The 18,720-nt window shown below is 66.4% G+C and carries 19 protein-coding genes; 10 read left to right on the top strand and 9 right to left on the bottom strand.

Translation table 11 applies throughout. The annotated features are described in order from the left end of the window. Positions 1–35: 35 nt before the first annotated feature. A complete protein-coding gene (locus ACWW1C_RS17290) occupies positions 36–917 on the bottom strand; it encodes an exodeoxyribonuclease III (protein ID WP_455979518.1) in 882 nt (293 codons plus the stop codon). Between the two features lie 441 nt (positions 918–1,358). Between ACWW1C_RS17290 and ACWW1C_RS17285 the strand changes: the two genes are divergently transcribed. Further along, complete coding sequence (locus ACWW1C_RS17285; protein ID WP_455979517.1) at positions 1,359–1,565, top strand: hypothetical protein; 207 nt, start codon at positions 1,359–1,361, stop codon at positions 1,563–1,565. A 40-nt stretch (positions 1,566–1,605) separates the two neighbouring features. On the opposite strand, the gene ACWW1C_RS17280 is transcribed toward ACWW1C_RS17285, so the two are convergent. After that, complete coding sequence (locus ACWW1C_RS17280) at positions 1,606–1,992, bottom strand: DUF5997 family protein (RefSeq protein WP_455979516.1); 387 nt, start codon at positions 1,990–1,992, stop codon at positions 1,606–1,608. A gap of 290 nt (positions 1,993–2,282) precedes the next feature. Here ACWW1C_RS17280 and ACWW1C_RS17275 point away from each other — a divergent pair, with 290 nt between their 5' ends. The 3 genes from ACWW1C_RS17275 (at position 2,283) to ACWW1C_RS17265 (ending at position 5,664) form a co-directional block, all read left to right on the top strand. After that, complete coding sequence (locus ACWW1C_RS17275; RefSeq protein WP_455979515.1) at positions 2,283–3,020, top strand: LysR family substrate-binding domain-containing protein; 738 nt, start codon at positions 2,283–2,285, stop codon at positions 3,018–3,020. A 48-nt stretch (positions 3,021–3,068) separates the two neighbouring features. Further along, entirely contained in the window at positions 3,069–3,782 is a 714-nt protein-coding gene (locus ACWW1C_RS17270; protein ID WP_455979514.1) for a TetR/AcrR family transcriptional regulator, read from the top strand. A gap of 169 nt (positions 3,783–3,951) precedes the next feature. Then, positions 3,952–5,664, top strand: coding sequence for a PE-PPE domain-containing protein (locus ACWW1C_RS17265; RefSeq protein WP_455979513.1), 1,713 nt, complete (start codon positions 3,952–3,954; stop codon positions 5,662–5,664). Here ACWW1C_RS17265 and ACWW1C_RS17260 read toward each other — a convergent pair whose 3' ends face one another. Further along, positions 5,665–6,843, bottom strand: coding sequence for an NAD(P)/FAD-dependent oxidoreductase (locus ACWW1C_RS17260; protein WP_455979512.1), 1,179 nt, complete (start codon positions 6,841–6,843; stop codon positions 5,665–5,667). A gap of 254 nt (positions 6,844–7,097) precedes the next feature. On the opposite strand from ACWW1C_RS17260, the gene ACWW1C_RS17255 reads away from it, so the two are divergent. The 3 genes from ACWW1C_RS17255 to nrdF all read left to right on the top strand — a co-directional run bounded on the left by ACWW1C_RS17255 (position 7,098) and on the right by nrdF (position 10,537). Then, positions 7,098–7,832: a TetR/AcrR family transcriptional regulator gene (locus ACWW1C_RS17255; RefSeq protein WP_455984331.1), complete on the top strand. Its 735-nt coding sequence runs from the start codon at positions 7,098–7,100 to the stop codon at positions 7,830–7,832. Between the two features lie 95 nt (positions 7,833–7,927). Further along, on the top strand, positions 7,928–9,439 hold the full coding sequence (locus tag ACWW1C_RS17250; protein WP_455979511.1) for a flavin-containing monooxygenase: 1,512 nt from the start codon (positions 7,928–7,930) through the stop codon (positions 9,437–9,439). A 135-nt stretch (positions 9,440–9,574) separates the two neighbouring features. Then, positions 9,575–10,537 carry a class 1b ribonucleoside-diphosphate reductase subunit beta gene (gene nrdF / locus ACWW1C_RS17245; RefSeq protein WP_138231230.1) on the top strand — a complete coding sequence of 321 codons (963 nt, stop codon included), beginning with the start codon at positions 9,575–9,577 and terminating at the stop codon, positions 10,535–10,537. A gap of 100 nt (positions 10,538–10,637) precedes the next feature. On the opposite strand, the gene ACWW1C_RS17240 is transcribed toward nrdF, so the two are convergent. The 3 genes from ACWW1C_RS17240 to ACWW1C_RS17230 all read right to left on the bottom strand — a co-directional run bounded on the left by ACWW1C_RS17240 (position 10,638) and on the right by ACWW1C_RS17230 (position 12,892). Further along, positions 10,638–11,117, bottom strand: a complete 480-nt coding sequence (locus ACWW1C_RS17240) for a hypothetical protein (protein ID WP_455979510.1) — start codon at positions 11,115–11,117, stop codon at positions 10,638–10,640. Between the two features lie 46 nt (positions 11,118–11,163). After that, positions 11,164–11,358 carry a hypothetical protein gene (locus tag ACWW1C_RS17235; protein ID WP_455979509.1) on the bottom strand — a complete coding sequence of 65 codons (195 nt, stop codon included), beginning with the start codon at positions 11,356–11,358 and terminating at the stop codon, positions 11,164–11,166. Between the two features lie 82 nt (positions 11,359–11,440). Further along, a complete protein-coding gene (locus ACWW1C_RS17230) occupies positions 11,441–12,892 on the bottom strand; it encodes an LLM class flavin-dependent oxidoreductase (protein WP_455979508.1) in 1,452 nt (483 codons plus the stop codon). A 121-nt stretch (positions 12,893–13,013) separates the two neighbouring features. On the opposite strand from ACWW1C_RS17230, the gene ACWW1C_RS17225 reads away from it, so the two are divergent. Continuing rightward, positions 13,014–13,364: a DUF3349 domain-containing protein gene (locus ACWW1C_RS17225; RefSeq protein ID WP_455979507.1), complete on the top strand. Its 351-nt coding sequence runs from the start codon at positions 13,014–13,016 to the stop codon at positions 13,362–13,364. Positions 13,365–13,431: 67 nt separating this feature from the next. Here the strand turns inward: ACWW1C_RS17225 and ACWW1C_RS17220 are convergent, their stop codons facing one another. From ACWW1C_RS17220 to ACWW1C_RS17210, 3 genes are all read right to left on the bottom strand, one after another. After that, on the bottom strand, positions 13,432–14,481 hold the full coding sequence (locus ACWW1C_RS17220; RefSeq protein ID WP_455979506.1) for an NAD(P)-dependent alcohol dehydrogenase: 1,050 nt from the start codon (positions 14,479–14,481) through the stop codon (positions 13,432–13,434). Positions 14,482–14,637: 156 nt separating this feature from the next. Next, the gene (locus ACWW1C_RS17215) at positions 14,638–14,913 is read right to left on the bottom strand and encodes a YciI family protein (RefSeq protein WP_455979505.1); all 276 of its coding nucleotides are present in this window, start codon (positions 14,911–14,913) and stop codon (positions 14,638–14,640) included. Between the two features lie 9 nt (positions 14,914–14,922). Then, on the bottom strand, positions 14,923–15,600 hold the full coding sequence (locus ACWW1C_RS17210) for a TetR/AcrR family transcriptional regulator (RefSeq protein ID WP_455979504.1): 678 nt from the start codon (positions 15,598–15,600) through the stop codon (positions 14,923–14,925). Between the two features lie 223 nt (positions 15,601–15,823). On the opposite strand from ACWW1C_RS17210, the gene ACWW1C_RS17205 reads away from it, so the two are divergent. Both ACWW1C_RS17205 and ACWW1C_RS17200 read left to right on the top strand, forming a co-directional pair. Further along, a complete protein-coding gene (locus ACWW1C_RS17205; RefSeq protein ID WP_455979503.1) occupies positions 15,824–17,809 on the top strand; it encodes a dipeptide ABC transporter ATP-binding protein in 1,986 nt (661 codons plus the stop codon). Beyond that, entirely contained in the window at positions 17,809–18,678 is an 870-nt protein-coding gene (locus tag ACWW1C_RS17200; protein ID WP_455979502.1) for an ABC transporter permease, read from the top strand. Before ACWW1C_RS17205 ends, ACWW1C_RS17200 begins: the two co-directional genes overlap by 1 nt. Positions 18,679–18,720: the final 42 nt, after the last annotated feature.

Genomic DNA, 18,720 nt, shown 5'->3' with positions numbered 1-18,720 from the left:
ACGAAGTACCGACGTCGACGGCCTTCAGGCCATCTTCAGGGGAAGGCGTACCGCACGACGACGGGCGCGTGGTCGGAGAGCCGCGCGCCGGGTTCGGCTTCCTTGTCGACGGTCACCGACACGGCGGTCCGCCCGAGCCGCGGGGTGGCCAGGTGGTGATCGATCCGCCAGCCCACGTCCTTGACGAACGACTCGCCTGCCCAACTCCACCAGGACAGCGGCCCAGGGCGGTCGCCGTGCAGCGTCCGCACCACGTCGACGAGCGTGCGCGGCCCGATCTGTGCGTCCAGCCAGGCCCGTTCCTCAGGAAGGAAGCCCTCCATCTTCTGTGCGGGCCGCCAATTGGTCACGTCGTGCGGAAGATGGGCCAGGTTCAGGTCGCCGAGCAGGAGGAACTCGCGGCCCGCCGCGAGTGCCGCGCGGCGGTTCCGGCTCAGTTCACGCGCGAACGCCCCGAGGAAGCGCATCTTCCGGTCGTACTTGGCGCCGCCGTCAGGCAGGTCGCGCATGCCGCCGGGGCGCTGCAGGTGCGCGGGCAGGCCACCCTTCGGCAGGTAGAGGCACGCCACTGTGAGGGGAGCGTTCGAGAGGTCGACCTCGAGGTACCGTCCCTCGTTCGCAAATGTCCCGAGGCCCCGGGTGCGCGGGGGATGCGAGATCCAGCTCCGTACATCCGACGGCGCTTCGCGCGTCAGGATCGCGATGCCGTTACGGCCGGGGATCGAGCCGCAGTCGGTTGCCGCGCGATAACCGTCGAACGCGCCGACCTGCTCGGGCGGGCAGCGCAACTCCTGCAGGGCCACCACGTCGAGCCCGCGGTTGGCGAGCCACGCGTCGAAGCCGCGACGGCGCGCCGCCCTGATCCCGTTGACGTTGAACGTGGCGATGCCCAGCGGAGAGTTCGGAGTGTCAGCCATCGGCTCTACCAAAGCAGACCAGCGTGGCCCCGGCGGGTCCGGGATGTCCACCGATCGGTGGAAAGCGATTCCTCCGGTAGATGGCCTGATCGGGGGAATCCGACTCGTCGCCATTCGCGGCATAGTCGTCGGTGTCAGAGAGACGGACCAACCGCCTTCTCGGATAACAACATTCACGCGCAGGAGGCCCCATGAAAATCACGACGGCTCGTATCGCCGCCGCCGGAACAGGGATCGCCGCCGCGCTGTCCCTCGCCGCGATCGCCCACGCCGGAACCATGCCGGTCACTCATCCCGGTGAGCCGACCATCGCGATGACGATCACCAACCACACCGACAAGGTTCAGTTTCTGCTCAATGACGGGACGAGTCCCAACGGCTCCTGGGTTGACGGACCCCGGAAGCTCCTCGCGCCCGGTGCGACCGAGACCGTGACAGCTGTTGCCCCACAGGGCGATTCACTCGATCTGCACCGCCTACCGGGTCGGCGTCGGCGGCCCCACCGCCACCTACGAGGTCAACAACTCGAAGACCAACACCGATGTCGCAAACACTGGCGTCACCGGCTTTCTCGCCAAGAACTACTGGATCAACCACAACTTCAGCAGCCACCATCCCAACACCAACGTCGGCTTCGACCTCTGGTGAGTATCGCGGTGAGGACCGGTGGCCGGTGGCTACCGGTCCGTCAGCCTTCGCGAGCCTGATCCGCGTGCAGCGCCTTGATCCGCCGCTGCTCGCGCAGCACCTGCTGGTAGCTCTCTCGTTCGATGATCAGCCAGTCCGGCTTCTCCTCGATCAGCGCGTCGATCTCCTCGGTGGTCAGCGCCTTCTCGACGCCGCCGCGCGCGAGGCCGGCGATCGAGACGCCCAACTTGGCCGCCACGAGGTTCTTGGGGTGCGGCCCGTTCTTGCGGAGGTCCTTGAGCCACTCGGGCGGGTCGGCCTGCAGGGCCGCGAGCTCGGCGCGGGTGATCGCGTTCTCCTGGAACTCCGCAGGCGTCGCGGGCAAGTACACGTCCAGCTTCTTCGCCGCGGTGGCGGGTTTCATGGACTGCGCGTTGGGCCTGCTCATGGGCATCAGCCTATCGGTACGTCGATGCGGTAACCCCGTACGATCCGCGAGATGGAGTTTTCGACGCTGGATCTCGTGATGGTCGGAGCGCCGAGCCACATCAACGACAGGCACTCGGCGTAGCGCAGCCCCGACACCCCGGCCGGGCTGCGGTGGTCGACGCAGCAGCGGCACTGTCGCCGTGACGGGCATGTCGACGAGATGGAACGTGAAGATGCCGAGCCCGGTCATGCCTCAATTATCGGTGCTGACAATGACCCACCCGACGCGCGTTTGGGTAGCGTGATGCCGTGACACCGTCCTCGTCGGCCTCATTGACTCTCGGGTACGTCCCCGGCGGGACGCCCGCGAAGTGGGCGCGGATCTGGACCGAGCGGTATCCGGAGGCAGCGCTGGTGCTGCACCCCGTCACCGCGGCAGACGCGGCCGACGCGCTGCGTGCGGGCGCCGTCGACGTGGCGCTGCTCCGGCTGCCGGCGGATACGACCGGGCTGGCCGTCATCTCGCTGTATGAGGAGACGACGGTGGCGGTGGTGCCGACCGATCACGTGCTCACCGCGGCCGACGAGATCGCCGCCGCGGACCTCGCGGGCGAGCCGATCCTCGTGCCACGCGACCACGTGGTCGCGTGGGCAGACGCTCCCGGCCTCCCTGTCGACCACCGGCCCGAAACCACCGAGGGCGCAATAGAACTCGTCGCCGCGGGGATGGGGGCGCTTATCGTGCCGCAGTCACTCGCGCGGCTGTATCACCGCAAGGACCTCACCTACCGGCCGATCACCGACGCTCCCACCTGCCCCGTCGCACTCGCCTTTCCGGAGGGGCAACAGCCGGAGCTGGTCGAGGAGTTCATCGGCATCGTGCGGGGCCGCAAGGCCAGTTCGTCTCGCGGCCAGGCCGAGCCGGCGCCGAAACGCAGCGCGCGGGAGAAGACCCTCGCCAAGCAGGCCGCGCGGGCCGCGGCGGGCAAGGTTGCGACAGGCAAGGTTGCCCGAAAGCCGGGCAAGGCGCAGCGTGGCCGACGCTGAGGCGGCGTAACCCGTCGCGTTTGCTCAGCGCCACTACACTCCCAGGCCATGGGCAGACCGTCGGCGGGCACAGACAAAGGCACCACCACGGCACGATCCGCGACATCGCGGGGCCCGCGCACGATCCGCGGTCTCGACGCCGAGCAGCGCCGAATCCATCGCCGGGAACAACTGCTGGCGTCCGCATTCGAGCTGATCGCCCGCGACGGTTACGCGAACACCTCGATCGAGCAGATCTGCCAGAACGCGTTCGTGGGGAACAAGGCGTTCTACGAAACCTTCGAGAGCAAAGAAGACTGCTACATCGAGTTGCTCCGTCAGATCGCCGAGCGAATCGAGCGGCGCGTTGTCGAGATCCTCGAGGACTCCGCCGCTGACAACGACGAAATGGTCGAGCGGCTGCTGTCGGCGTTCGCCCACGCCCTGGTCGACGACCCTAGGATCGCGGTGGTGGCGTTCGGCGAATGCGCGGGCATCTCCCCACGGGTCGAGCGTCAGCGCCGCGAGAATCGGCGTTGGACCGCAACGTTTGTCGAAGAATTATGGCGACGTCGCGAGTTCCCGGAGATCGCGGACAACGCCATGCTCGACTTCCACGCGCTGGCGGTCCTGACCGTCGGCGGTCTGTTCGAGGCGGTTGCCGACTGGCTGCACGACTACGAGCCCGACGCTGAATCGCGGCCGAGCATCGACACTCTCATCGGGAATCTCACGAGCTTCATGGCGGTGGTCAGGGCGGGGATCACCGCCTCGTTGCGCTGATCGAAATCTGGGCCATACCTCGGTGCATCCTGTTCGCGCAGCGGTTTGACAAGAGTTCTTGTTTTTAAAAAGAGGTCTTGTTCGGAACCTGTGATTGCTATAGCGTCCTGCGGCTATGGGGGTCAACTCAACACAACAATGGCAATCATCGCGGTGGACGACCACGGTCTTGGCGAGGGGTGTCGCGGTCGGTATCGCCGCGACGGCAGTGGTCGGTGTGTCGACGCCGGCCGCTCCGATCGTGTCGCAAGCCGCGGTACGGCTCGTCGACACCACGATCGGCATCGGGGGATCCTTCGACCCCTTCGGGCTGAGCATCCCGCTGTTCTTCTACGGAACGACTGTCCCGCAAGGAGATTCATTCCATGTCGTGCCATACCCGGGGCAGATCAACATCGAATGGCCGATCATCTCCGCGCTGCCGGGTTTGTCTGGCGTTCCCTACTGGCCGCACTCGCTGAAGCAGTCCGAACGCATAGGTGCCGGATATCTCGAGCAGGACATCGCCAAACAGGCATCTGGTCAGAAGATCACCATCCTCGGCATGTCCCAGGGCGCGGAGGTCGCCGAGATCGCGCGCGCCCACATGGCCAAGGACCCGACCTATGTTGCCCACGCGGGCGACTACACCTTCACCCTCATCGGCGACCCGTACCAGCCGAACGGCGGAATCCTGTCGCGCTTCACCGCGTGGAATCGCATGCCGATTCTCGGTGATCTGTTTCCGTTCGGGCGACCGGGGCCGTCTGACAGCCCATTCCAAACCACGGTCTACCAGAATCAGTACGACGGATTCGCTGATTTCCCTGCGTATTTCAACCCGCTGGCCGTCGTCAACGCCGTCCTGGGCATCATGTTCGAACATGTCCTTCCCGGCTATGCGTTGGAGCCCAAGACCAGTTCCAACACGGTCAGCACCACCGTCGGCAACACCACGTACGTGACCTTCCCGCAGCGCCTGCCGCTGCTCGCGCCGCTGCGCCTTGCCGCGTCCCTGATCGGGGCACAGCGCCTTGTCGACGCCATGGACCCGGTCCTGCGCGTCATCATCGAAAGCGCTTATGACCGCACCGCGGATCCCAGCCAGGTCAAACAGTTCAGCTGGACCACGCCACAGGCCAAGATCACTGCCGCTCTAAAAGAACTGCCCGGGGCGTTCGCGCAGTCAATGCAGATTCTCCGTACCGGCAGCTACACGCCGACCTTGCCGCAACCGACGGTAGATGCCACCGAACCGGCCACACCCACCACCGATCACCCTGCGAAGTCCGTAGACAACTCACCGCTGAGCAAGGCGATTCGGCAGTCGGTGGTCAACCTGACTGCGGCGCTGACGAATGTCACCCGTCCGGTGGCCAAGCTGTTGCAGGTGGTCGGGGGACAGAAGCCGACGTCGGCGACGCCGCCGAGCACCGCACTCCCGTCCGTCGTCTCGGCGGTAACACCCCAGGTGTCGTTGCCGACCATCGGAAGTCGCCTCTCGGTGACGACAACTCGGCTGGCACCGGCGAAGTCGGTGAACTCGGAGGCGGGTTCCGTCTCGGTCTCGGCTTCCGCCGGGGCGACGGCAGCGGCCCCGTCGTCACCAGTGGCCTCGTCGTCACCGGGCGCCTCGCGCGGGAAACCGGCGAAGCGCGGACAAGCGGCGCGACCAGCGGCAGACTCCGTCGCGCCGGTGCGGCAGACCCGCGGGCAGCGACAGCAGCCCGCCGGACCTGGTCACGCAGATACCAACGCCGCGCCGGCCGCGCCCGCCGCACCGGCCGCCAAAGCCGATGAACGGCGAAGCGAATCCACCGGGGGCGCAACCAAATCCAGCACGCTTGCCAGCGCGAAGGCCGATCACGCGCAGTCGGGGAAGGGTGCCCGGCCGGCGGCGTAGTCAGGTATGTGCCGGCCCCTCGGCTTTCTTGTACAGCGACTTCAGCAGCACATCGCGAAAGACACGGCTGTCGACCGCTCTGCGGCCGGCGTCGGCCACCCACGGAATACCGGCGAGCTTGTGGAAAAAGCGGCCACGCCGGTATTCGCGGCCCCACGCGGCCTCGATCCGCTGCTGGTAATTGGTGAAGTTGTCGGGACCGGCGTTCAGGAGTGTCGCGACGGCGCATTCACCTGCGGCCAAACCGGATTCGAGTGCCTTGGAGATGCCTGCACCGGAGGCCGGCTTGCCGGCGCCCAACGCGTCGCCGGCGAACAAGATGCCGGGCCGCCACGGTGGCCATGCGGTGAAACCCATCGGCAGGCGCCAGGCCCGGACACTCCTGTTCTTCTTCAACTCGTCGATCGAGGGCAGCGCCCAGTCGCGTGGCAGCGTCTGCAGGAAGTCGCCGAGAAACCGGGTGGCGTTGATGGCCTGCCAATTCCGGTAGCTGTTGACGTAACCCAGCCCGATGTTGAAGGCGCCGTTGCCCATTGGGAAAACCCAGCCGTAACCGGGAAGCTGATCACCGTCGAACATCAGCTTGAGATAGATCTCGAGGGCATCGGAGTCGGCGCGGTCGGCCGGCATCTCGGCGCGAATGGCGATGGCGGAATAGCCGTGGAAGTCCGACTCGACGTGCAACGCCCGTTTGAGCGGGGAGTAGGCGCCGTCGGCGGCGATCACGGCGTCGCCGTGAACCGGCTCGCCATCCTTGAGGACCACACCGGTGACGCGGCCGTCGCCGTCAAGCAGCGGGCCGGCCACCTCGGCGCCCTGTCGCACTTCCACGCCCGCGGCAGCGGCATGACCGAGCAGCAGGGCATCCAAGTGAGTACGGCTGACGGTGCAGCCGTGGTCCGGCATGCCAGGCCGGCGCGGGAATGACAGCTCCCATCGGTGTGGGCTGAACACCGTGACTCGATCGATCCGGTGGAACTCGGCGACCTGTTTCGCGAGGCCCATGTTCTGCAGATAGCTGACCCCGCGGGCGGTCAGCCCGTCGCCACACGGCTTGTCGCGCGGGAACGTGGCCTTGTCGAGGACGAGCACGCTCGCGCCGGTCTGTGCGGCCTGCCATGCGGCAGCCGATCCGGCCGGACCTCCGCCGGCGACGATGACGTCGTACCGCTGCGCCATGTGATCAAGTTCCCTGTCCGGCCGGTACTTTCAGGCGGTGCCTGAGGCCGATGCTACGCGCGAAGGCTGGCTGTCGGCTGGGTGCGATCACGCGCCGGCGAATGTGAGGTTCGCCGCGCCGAGCGGTCTGAGCAGGTCAGATTTGCCCGGCCCGGTACAGTGGCGGGGTGCGCAGGCCATCTCTTCCACGCACCGGCATCCAGGCCGGGGTGAAAGTTCCTGGTGTGCCGGGCGTGAATGTTCCGTCGGTCACCGTGCAGGTGAAGGTCAGTCCGCCCAAGGGTGCGCCCGAAAAGGTGGACGCCCGCAGCGAGCGCTGGCGCGAACACCGACTCAAGGTCCGCGAAGAGATCGTCGACGCCGCGTTCCGCGCGATCGACCGGCTCGGCCCCAACGTCAGCGTGCGGGAGATCGCCGAAGAGGCCGGCACCGCCAAGCCCAAGATCTACCGGCACTTCGCCGACAAGTCCGACATGTTCTCGCAGATCGGCGAGCGGATGCGGGACATGTTGTGGGCGGCCGTCATTCCGTCCATCGACATCGAGAACGATTCGACCGGGCAGATCATCGGCCGGGCCGTCGAACACTATGTGGACCTGGTCGACCAGCATCCCAACGTGGTGCGATTCCTGCTGCAGGGCCGGTTCGCCGACCAGTCCGCCGCCGCGATGACGACCGTCAACCGGGGCCGCGACATCACCCTCGCCATCGCCGCCATGATCAGCGGTGAGCTCAAGGACATGGACCTGGACTCCAGCATCTTCGAGCTCGCGGCGTTCACGCTGTTCGGTGCCGCTGCGTCGGCGACCGACTGGTGGCTGGGCGGCAGTGACGAAACTCCGCGTCGGCTACCTCGCGACCAGTTCGTCGCGCACATGACCACGATCATGATCGGCGCCATCAACGGCACCGCCAGGCTGCTCGGTATCCGGTTCGACCTGGACCTGCCGGTGCACGACGCGGTGCGACGCGAAGAGTCGGTTGGCTGAGCCGTCCTCAGCAACCTTGGTGCGTTGACACCCGGGCGGCCTGACCGGACACTGTGAAATATCCGGTACCGCCGTTCCCAGGAAAGAGGAGGTTCATGACGGTCTCCGAGCAGTCTGCCGACATTGAGGTCCGCACCGAGCCGATCGTGACGCGGGCGGTGATCATCGGGTCCGGCTTCTCCGGGCTGGGCATGGGCATCGCACTTCGCAAGCAGGGCTTCGGCGCGCGCGACTTCCTGATTCTGGAGAAGGCCGACGAGGTCGGCGGCACCTGGCGTGACAACACCTACCCCGGCTGCGCATGTGACATCCCGTCGCACATGTACTCGTTCTCGTTCGAACCGAAGGCCGACTGGACGCACATGTGGTCGTTCCAGCCCGAGATCTTCGACTATCTCAAGAGCGTGACCGACAAGCACAACCTCCGCCGGAACATCCGGTTCAACACCCACGTCGACCGTGCCCACTGGGACGAAGATGAGCGGCGCTGGCACATCTACGACGGCCACGGCCAGGAGTACGTCGCGCAATTTCTGATCTCCGGGGCCGGCGGACTGCACATCCCGTCCGTGCCCGATATCGAGGGCAGCGACCAATTCGCCGGTGCCACTTTCCATTCCGCGCAGTGGGACCACAGCGTCGACATCACCGGCAAGCGCGTCGCGGTCATCGGCACCGGCGCCAGTGCCATTCAGATCGTGCCCGCGATCGTCGACCAGGTGTCCGAACTGCACCTGTACCAGCGCACCCCGGCCTGGGTCATGCCGCGGCCCAACAACGCCTTCCCGGAGTGGATGAAGAACGCCTTCCGCCGCGTGCCGGGCACCCGGGCGCTGATGCGGGACGCCATCTACTGGATTCACGAAGGCGTCGGCTTCGCGATGACCAAGCAACCGCGACTGCTCAAAATCGGTGAGCTGCTGGGTAAATGGAACATCAACCGCAGCATCAAGGACCCCGAGCTGCGTCGAAAGCTGACGCCGAACTACGTGGCGGGCTGCAAGCGAATCCTGAACTCCGACAACTACTACCGTGGTATCGCCAACCCGAAGACCCAGGTTTTCACCGAGGGCATCGAGCGGATGACGGCCGACGGCATCGTCACCCGTGACGGCGTCGAACATCCCGTCGATGTGGTGGTGTGGTGCACCGGTTTTCACGTCACCGACTCGTACACCTACGTCGACATCAAGGGCCTCGGGGGAGAGGATCTGGTCGACCGGTGGAACCGCGAGGGCATGGCGGCCCACCGCGGCATCACGGTGTCGAACATGCCGAACCTGTTCTTCCTGCTGGGGCCGAACACCGCGCTGGGGCACAACTCGGTGGTGTTCATGATCGAGTCGCAGATCCGCTACGCCGCGCAGGCCATCGCCGCCGCCGACAAGGCGGGCGCCGCCGCGCTGATGCCGAGCCGGCGCGCACAGGACGAGTACAACGCCGAGTTGCAGCAGAATCTGGCCGGCACGGTGTGGAGCACCGGTGGTTGCCACAGCTGGTACATGGACGAGCACGGGGTCAATCGCACCCTGTGGAGCGGCATGACCTGGCAGTACTGGCTCGAGACCCGGAAATTCCGGTCGTCGGAGTACGAATTCATCCGCTGAATCGGTCCGGTGAACGCGACACGAAAACACCATGTCTTGCGGTGTTCGGCGACGGCAGGTACCAGGGGTAGTGTCGGTGGTGCCGATCCGGCAAACAGAGTTCCAGCTTGAAACGGGGTCACGGTGTCTGAAGGTATGAAGCTGATCGACCGGGCCTCCGCGATCAACTGGAACCGCGTGCAGGACGAGAAAGACGCCGAGGTCTGGGACCGGCTGACCGGTAACTTCTGGTTGCCCGAGAAGGTGCCGGTGTCCAACGACATCCCGTCGTGGGGCACGCTGACCGACAGTGAAAAGCAGCTCACCATGCGCGTTTTCACTGGCCTGACGCTGCTGGACACCATCCAGGGCACCGTCGGCGCCGTCAGCCTGATCCCCGATGCGCTGACCCCGCACGAGCAGGCCGTCTACACCAACATCGCCTTCATGGAGTCGGTGCACGCCAAGAGCTACAGCAACATCTTCTCGACGCTGTGCTCGACCGTCGAGATCGACGAGGCGTTCCGCTGGTCGGAGGAGAATCCGAACCTGCAGCGCAAGGCCGAGATCGTCATGAAGTACTACAAGGGTGACGAGCCGCTCAAGCGCAAGGTGGCCTCGACGCTGCTCGAGAGCTTCCTGTTCTACTCCGGCTTCTACCTGCCGATGTACTGGTCCTCGCGGGCCAAGCTCACCAACACCGCCGACATGATCCGGCTGATCATCCGCGACGAAGCGGTGCACGGCTACTACATCGGCTACAAGTACCAACGTGGTCTGGCGATGGTCGACGAGGCCAAGCGGACCGAGCTCAAGGACTACACGTACGAGCTGCTGTTCGAGCTCTACGACAACGAGGTCGAGTACACGCAGGACCTGTACGACGGCGTCGGGCTGACCGAGGACGTCAAGAAGTTCCTCCGCTACAACGCCAACAAGGCCCTGATGAACCTCGGCTACGAAGCGCTGTTCCCGCGCGACGAGACCGATGTGAACCCGGCGATCCTGTCGGCGCTGTCGCCGAACGCGGACGAGAATCACGACTTCTTCTCGGGCTCGGGTTCGTCGTATGTCATCGGCAAGGCCGTCAACACCGAAGATTCGGACTGGGACTTCTAAGAACCCGCTTGTTCGCGAGTGCAACCGCACGGCGATTTTCGGGCCGGTTTGCCGCCACCGCGTTGCGGTCGCGGCCGGTACTCGGTCCGGACCACGGCCGTCAGGCCAGCGGCGGCACCGGCTGGATGGCGAAGCCGAACTTGGTCAGCGGCTCAAGGGACTTGCGGGCCTCAGGGCTGGCCACCGCGAAGGTGATGATCGCGGTCTGATCGCTGACCGCGGAGGCGAACAGGGCCATGAAATTGCGCTGTAGTGCCGAGGTCATGTCGCTGTTGGCGGTCCATTGCGAGATCCACAAGCCGTTGGTCAGCCCGGGGTTCACCGCGCTCGCGCAGGTGCCCGCACGGACTGCGCCCGGCCAGTCGCGGGCGGCGATGGCGGGATCGTCCTGGTTGAAACTGCCTGGCGCACATACGGCTTTCTGCCAGTCATTGAGGACGCCGGTGACGCCGGCGGACACGGGTACCGGAGCTGGCGGCGGTTCCGGATCGGCATGCGCGACGCCCGTCGGCAGCAGGGCGATGGCCACGCCGGCAAGGGCCAACTGGGTCAGCGGAGCACGGCGGCGAGTGGACGTCATGATCAAAGTATTAGTGCGTGACGGTAAATTCCGTCAACCGGGCGGGTCAGTCCGCGTTGGACTCCCGGTCGCCGACGAAGGCGAGCAGTGCGGCGTCACCGGAGCGGATCACGTCGACGCGTTCGCCGCCGTCGCACTGGAACAACCCGATGGTCAGTTCGTGCGCGCTGCGGCCGATGATCCGCCAGATGCCACCGGCGAGCTCCCAGCGTCGCAGGACGTCTAGCGGCTCGTCGGACATGCAGGTGATTGTCGCCGGTTCGTCGAGAGCAGACGCGAAAACCCGCCGATCCCGTGAAGAGTCCTTTCCTCGTCGGCGAGTGCTATCGGCCCCGCGCGGGTTGCGCAGCCGTCGACGCCGAGGACGACGGCACAGTCGACGGGCGCTCGATGATCGTCGAATTCGGGCCGCCCACACGGTAACTGGCGCCGCGGTGCTCGCGGGCCAGACGATCCCCGTTGCCCAGCAGCTTGTTGCGCAGGCTGCCCGGCTCATATTCCGACTGGTAGGCGCCGCGCTCGGTGAGCACCGGCACGACATGTTCGATGAACTCGGCGAACGAGCCGGGCGTGATCGCATATGCCAGGTTGAAGCCGTCGACGTCGGTTTCCTCGACCCACTCCTGCAGGGTGCCCGCGACGTGTACGCCGGATCCGACGATGCGCGGTCCCATGCCACCGATCTCACCCCACTCGGCGATATCGCGCACCTTCCACTCGCCGCCCTTGTCCGAGGCGGACTGAAAGGCCTTGACCGCGGACAGGATCGCGTTGGAATCGACGTTGCCGATCGGCTCGTCGAGTCCGAATTGCGCCAGGTCGACACCCATCCACCCGGACATGAACACCAGCGCGCCTTCGGGATCGCCGTACGCCAGATACTCGGCGTGCCTGGCGTACGCTTCTTCGTCGGTGGCGCCGGTGATGATGGTGGTGAGGTTGAAGATCTTCGCCGAGTACGGATCCCTGCCCGCCCATTCGAGTTCGGCGCGAATCGTCGAAACCGTCTCGCGCAGAATGGCTTTGGTGGGGGCGGCGGTGAAGATGGCTTCGGCGTTCTCCGCGGCGAAGCGGACCCCGCGCGGCGAGGAGCCGGCCTGGTAGATGACCGGTGTGCGCTGCGGCGAGGGTTCGGCCAGATGGACGCCGGGGACGCTGAAATGTGTTCCGGCATGGCCGATGTGGTGCACTTTTGCCGGATCGGTGAAGACCCCGCGTTCGGCGTCGCGAACCACCGCGTCGTCCTCCCAGGAGCCCTCCCACAGCTTGTAGAGCACTTCGAGGTACTCGTCGGCATGGTCGTAGCGCGCATCGTGCGCGGGCTGATCGGTCTGGCCCATGTTGCGCGCGGCGGCAGGCAGATATCCGGTGACGACGTTCCAGCCGATACGACCGTTGGTCAGGTGATCCAGCGTCGACATCCGCCGGGCGAAGGGATATGGATGCTCGAATCCGGTCCCGGTGGTGATGCCGAACCCCAGGTTCTCGGTTACGAGTGCCATCGCCGACACCAGCAGCATGGGGTCGCCCACCGGGATCTGTGCTGCCTGGCGGATGGCTGCTTCATCGCTTGCTCCGTACACGTCGTACGTGCCGAGTACGTCGGCGATGAAGAGGCCGTCAAAACGACCGCGCTCCAACAACTTCGCCAGTTCGGTCCAGTAGGTGATGTCCTTGTACCGCCAGGACTGATCTTCTGGATGGCGCCACAGGCCGGGGGACTGGTGGGCGACGCAGTTCATGTCGAAGGCGTTGAAGCGGATAACGCGGGTCACTGTGCCGAGGATGCCGGGACGGCGGTGCCTGGCCACTGGTTGTGCTCAGTGGGATTGTTTCACCGCCCAGATGTCGGCGCGTCCGGTGGTGAGTTGACCCGGCAACGGCGAAAATTACCGGGTGTCGACGAAGTCGCTGCTGATCTCGGTTCTGAATTGGCTGCGTGCCGGCTACCCGGAAGGGGTCCCGGGTCCCGACCGGGTACCGCTGCTCGCGCTGCTGCGGGCCACTCCGCTCACCGAGGAGCAAGTCGCCGACGTGGTGCGCAATATCGCCGAGGCCGCAGCACCCGCAGACGTCGACGATCCCATCGAGCGCGACGACATCGCCGAGTTCATCGCCGACGTCACCCACCATGACGCCGGACCGGAGAACATCGCGCGGGTGGCGGCCAAACTGGCCGCCGCGGGGTGGCCCTTGGCCGGTATGGACCAGTTGCCCGACGTCCGCCCTGGCGCCGACGGCCGATAACGCGTTACGCCGAGGATCGCGGCCAGTATTTGACCGCAATCCTCGGCGCTGACGAGAGAACCCGCGGCTAGATGGTCGCGGTGTCGATCACGAAGCGGTACCGCACGTCACTGGCGATCACACGCTCGTAGGCCTCGTTGACGTAGGACGCCTCGATGATCTCGATCTCCGGGGTGACGTCGTGCTCGGCGCAGAAGTCCAGCATTTCCTGGGTCTCCGGGATGCCGCCGATCAACGAACCGGCGAGGGTGCGACGCATGCCGATCAGCGGGAACACCGGCACTTCCAGCGGCTTCTCCGGGGCGCCGAGCTCGACAAGCGTGCCGTCGGACTTGAGCAGGTTCAGGTAGGCACCCATGTTGAGGTTCGCCGACACCGTGTTGATGATCAGGTCGAAGGTGCCGGCCAGCGTCTTGAACGTCTGCGGGTCGTTGGTGGCGTAGTAGTGGTGCGCACCGAGGCGGAGGCCGTCTTCCATCTTCTTGAGCGACTGGCTCAGCACCGTGACCTCGGCGCCCATCGCGACGGCGAGCTTCACACCGACGTGGCCCAGTCCGCCGAGGCCGACGATGGCGACCTTCTTGCCGGGGCCGGCGTTCCAGTGCCGCAGCGGCGAGTACAGGGTGATGCCTGCGCAGAGCAGCGGCGCGGCCTTGTCCAGCGGGATGCTGTCCGGGATGCGCAGCACGTAGTTCTCGTCGACGACGATGGCGGTGCTGTAGCCGCCGTAGGTGGGGGTGCCGTCACGGCCGGTGGCGTTGTACGTGCCGATGTTGCCGCCCTTGCCGGTGCAGTACTGCTGCAGGCCGGCCAGGCAGTTCTCGCACTCGCGGCAGGAGTCGACGAAGCAGCCGACGCCGACGTGGTCGCCCGCCTTGTACTTGGTCACCTCGGAGCCGACGGCAGTGACGACACCGGCGATCTCGTGGCCGGGTACGACGGGGTAGTTGGCCGGGCCCCATTCGGACTTGACGGTGTGGATGTCCGAGTGACAGATGCCCGCGAACTTGATGTCGAATGCCACGTCGTGCGGGCCGATGTCACGGCGCTCGATGGTGGTCTTGGTCAGCGGGCTGGTCGCTGAGGTCGCGGCGTAGGCGGAAACGGTCGTGGTCATGCTTGTCAGTCCTCTTCATTCTCGGCTTGCCTAGCGGCGGTTACCCGCTACAAAGATTAGCGAAGGTAACGAAATGTGGGGCAATACGTCTGGCCCTGACCACACTCAACGGCGGCCGGCGCCGAACTAATCCCGGATCCGGCTGTGAATTTCCGGCTAGAGCCCAGCGGCGCGGAAACCGGCATTGAAGCTCACGCGCTCGTAGGAGGCGACGCCGGCGTGCACATACGGGTCGCCGGCGGTGAGCGCGTCGGCCTCCTCGGCTGACATGTCCGAGGCGATCAGTACGGCGCCGCCCTGGGACTCCAGTCGGCCGGCGAGCAGGATGCGGCGCTCTTCGACCAGCTTGCCGAGCCATTCCAGGTGCGCCGGGCGCGACTGGTCGACGATGTCCAACGGTTGCGTGTAAGTGATGTTCAGTACGTGAAACACACTATGAGGCTATCGGGGGCCGATGTGCAGCTCGATGACCTGCCTGGTTCGTCGGCGTAGCGCCGGTGTCTCGGCGTCGAGGACGCCCAGCACGCGCACGCCGGCATCAGCGACCTGCATGGGCAGGTCGGACCGATCGGGCCCATGCGGCACCGACCACATGTTGACGAGCGATTCGACCAGTCGAAACGGCAGATCGGCGGCTGCCGGATGGACGCCCGTCCGCTGGAGTACTGCGCGGCTCAGCATCAGATAGTGCTGTCGCAGGCGTTCGCGGTCGGACCAGAACGGCTCCAGGCGATCGGCACGCAGTTCGGGAAGCAGGTAGAGCGCTCCCAGATTCCAAGTGCCACCGAGTAATTGATCTCCGTCGAAGGCGGCCAGGGCGTGGAGGTGTTCGGTGGCGGTCAACGTCGGCATCGCGCTCAGCAGGCTCGGGATGAATGTCAGTGTCGGCGTGACGGTTTGGCCCAGCACGGCGCACAGAATGTCGTCCTTGGTCTTGAAGTAGTGGTACAGCGAGGCCTGTCTGATGCCGACCGAATCGGCGATGGTTCGCGTCGACGTACCCGTGTATCCCAAGGTGGTGAACAATTCGCTTGCCGCATCGAGGATTTCGTCTCGTGCGGTGATGCCCGGGCGTCGCTGTGTCCGCAGTCGAGGCCTTCCTGTGCGGGTAGTCGACATCCATTCATCGTGGTCCACGGCGGCGGTCATCGATACCGGCGGCCAGTATCTGTCACGCGACAGAAACCTGCGATATGGGCCGGTTACCTACGGCCGTCAGTTGCTTACATCGTGCTTACTTCGGCGACACCATGCGGGCTGATCCGGGGGGAAAACTGTCAACTGACAGGCCAGCGGTGACGTACTTGCCCAGGCATGGCGATCAGAACGCAGGAGGGCACGCATGGGCACCGCGGTATCTGTGGTGGACGCCTCGCAGGTGGCTCCGTCGCCGTCGTCGCAACTCGACGCGGTGGCGACCGTGGCGGCCTTGCATGTCACGTTCCAGCGCAGCGGGCGTGCGGTACATGCGCTGCGCGGCGTCTCGCTGACGGTCGAGCGCGGCGAAATCCTCGGTTTGGTGGGTGAATCAGGTTCGGGGAAAAGCGTATTGGGGTTCGGCATGCTCGGGCTGCTGCCGGCGTCCGCCCGGATCGACGGCAGCATCTCGGTCGCGGGCTCGGACATGGTGCACGGTGACCCGAAGGCGTTGCGCAGGGTGCGCCGTCTCGAGCTGGGCGCGGTGTTCCAGGATCCGATGACGTCCCTCAATCCGACCATGCGGATCGGGAAGCAGGTTGCCGAGGCCGCGGGCAGCGACGACGAAGCGCTGCGCCTGCTGACCGCGGTGGGCATCCCCGACCCGGCTCGGCGGATGCGCGCCTACCCCCACGAACTCTCTGGCGGCCTGCGGCAGCGCGTGATGATCGCCATCGCGATCGCCGGCTCGCCGGACCTCATCATCGCCGACGAGCCGACCACCGCACTCGATGTCACGGTGCAGGCCCAGGTACTCAGGCTGCTGCAACGACTGCGCGACGAAATCGGTTGCAGCATCGTCTTCATCACCCACGATCTCGGGGTGGCGGCGCAGATTTCCGACCGCATCGCGGTGCTCTACGCCGGCCGCATCGCCGAGATCGGTCCGACCGGCGAGGTGCTGGGATCGCCCGCTCACCCCTATACGCGCGGACTGCTGCGGTCACGGCTGACGCTGGAGACCGCCCGCGACCGACGGCTGGCGGCGATGCCGGGTTCGGTGCCGAGTCCGCTTTCCCCGCTGCCCGGATGCGCATTCAGTCCGCGGTGCGACCAGGCCATCGACAACTGTGAGAAATCGTCACCCGAGCCGACTTCCGTCGGTGTCGGACGGGTCAGCGCCTGCCTGCTCACTCCCGAGCAGCTGATGCACGATCCAGCGGCCGGCCCCGAGGGCGGAGCGGAACCTGTTGCCGCACAGCCGATCATTCCGGCTGCCACGGAACAGCCCGCCGCCGTCACGGTGACCGACGTGACCAAGACGTTCACCGTGGCGCCGCGCGGCAAGCTCCAAGCGCTGCGCGGGGTGACGCTGCGGGTCGGACACGGCGAGTCGGTGGCCCTCGTCGGCGAGAGCGGTTCGGGAAAGTCCACGCTGCTGAGGGTGATCGCCGGTCTGGAGAAGGCGACCGCAGGGACGGTCGAGGTGGCCGGGGAACAGCGACCGCAGATGGTGTTCCAGGACGCGGGCGCCTCACTCACACCCTGGCTGTCGGTTGGCGAGTTGATCGCCGAGCGTCTGCGGGGCCGGAAACTCTCCCGCGCTGCGCGGCGCGACGCCGTCATCGAAGTTCTCGAGCGGGTCGGGCTGCCGCCAGAGGTGGCGAAATCCCGCGCCGGCCAGCTTTCCGGTGGTCAGCGCCAACGGGTTTCGCTGGCCCGCGCCACCGTCGTCCCACCTGCTGTGCTGTTGTGCGACGAACCCACGAGCGCACTGGATGTGTCGCTGGCCGCCTCGGTGCTCAACCTGATCAGGGACCTGCGCAGCGGTCTGGACATGTCCGTGGTGTTCGTGACGCACGACCTGTCGGTGGCGCGCGTGGTGGCCGATCGCATCGCGGTGATGTACCTGGGCCGCATCGTGGAGATCGGGCCGGCCGAACAGGTCATCGGGAACCCGACGCATCCGTACACCCGCGCGCTGGTAGACGCGATCCCCGACCTCGGCCGCGAATCACGGGTCCTGCCAGGCGAACCCGCAAGCCCGCTGTCACCGCCGACCGGGTGCGCGTTCCATCCGAGGTGCCCCGTCGCGGTCGACGCCTGCAGTGGCGACGAACTCGACGTCCGGCTCGTGGGCAACGCCGGTGGCGCACACCAGGTTGCGTGTATCGAAGAGAAGGTGCGCTGATGGCCATCGCGATCCCTGCCCCGAGCCTGACCCGAGGCCGGGGCCGACTGCGCCTGGCCCTGCCGCAGCCGCGCTCGACGATCCTCAACAGAGCGGGCTTCGCCCTGGTCATCCTGCTGACGCTGGCGGTGATCGCGGTGCCGCTGCTGGCTCCGCACGACCCGCTCATCCCGGTCGGGATGCCGCTGCAGGCGCCAGGTGAGCACGGGTTCCTGCTCGGCACCGACAGTGTCGGCCGCGACATCCTGTCCCGGGTGCTCTACGGCGCGCGATCGAGTTGGCTGGCCGCACTGGCGGTGGTGGCGCTGGGCCTGCTGCTCGGCGGACTCGTTGGCCTGGTCGCCGGGGCGACCGGTGGCTGGATCGATTCGACGTTGATGCGCATCACCGACGGATTCCTGTCACTGCCCGCTCCGGTACTGGCGATCGCCGTGGTCGCCGCGCTGGGGCCGAGTTTCCTTCACACGCTCATCGCGGTGTCCATCGTCTGGTGGCCGTTCTACGCCCGGCTGGTGCGCGGGGAGGTGGCGCGGCTGGCCGCACGCCCACACGTCGAGGCCGCAAAACTGGCCGGCGTCAGCCGATTTCGGCTCGCCGGACGGCACCTGCTGCCGGGCGCGGTCCCCAACGCGCTGGTCGCCGCCAGTCTGGACATCGGCACGCTGATCCTGACCCTGGCCGGCCTGTCCTTTCTCGGGCTCGGGCAGGCCGCGCCCGCGCCGGAGCTCGGGGCCGACTCTGCGCGCAACCTGAGTTACTTCCTGCAGCAGTGGTGGATTCCGGTCATGCCGGGACTGGGCGTGCTGGTGCTGGCCCTGGTCGCCAACATCTCAGGCGATTGCCTGCGCAACTTGATGAAGACGACGTAGGCCGACGACCCGGTGCTGGTGATGAGCGCATGAAGACAGGTG

The organism is Mycobacterium sp. HM-7 (assembly GCF_053852335.1).
Note: the sequence above shows the minus strand (reverse complement) of the source record. Positions and strands in the feature narration are given on the sequence as shown.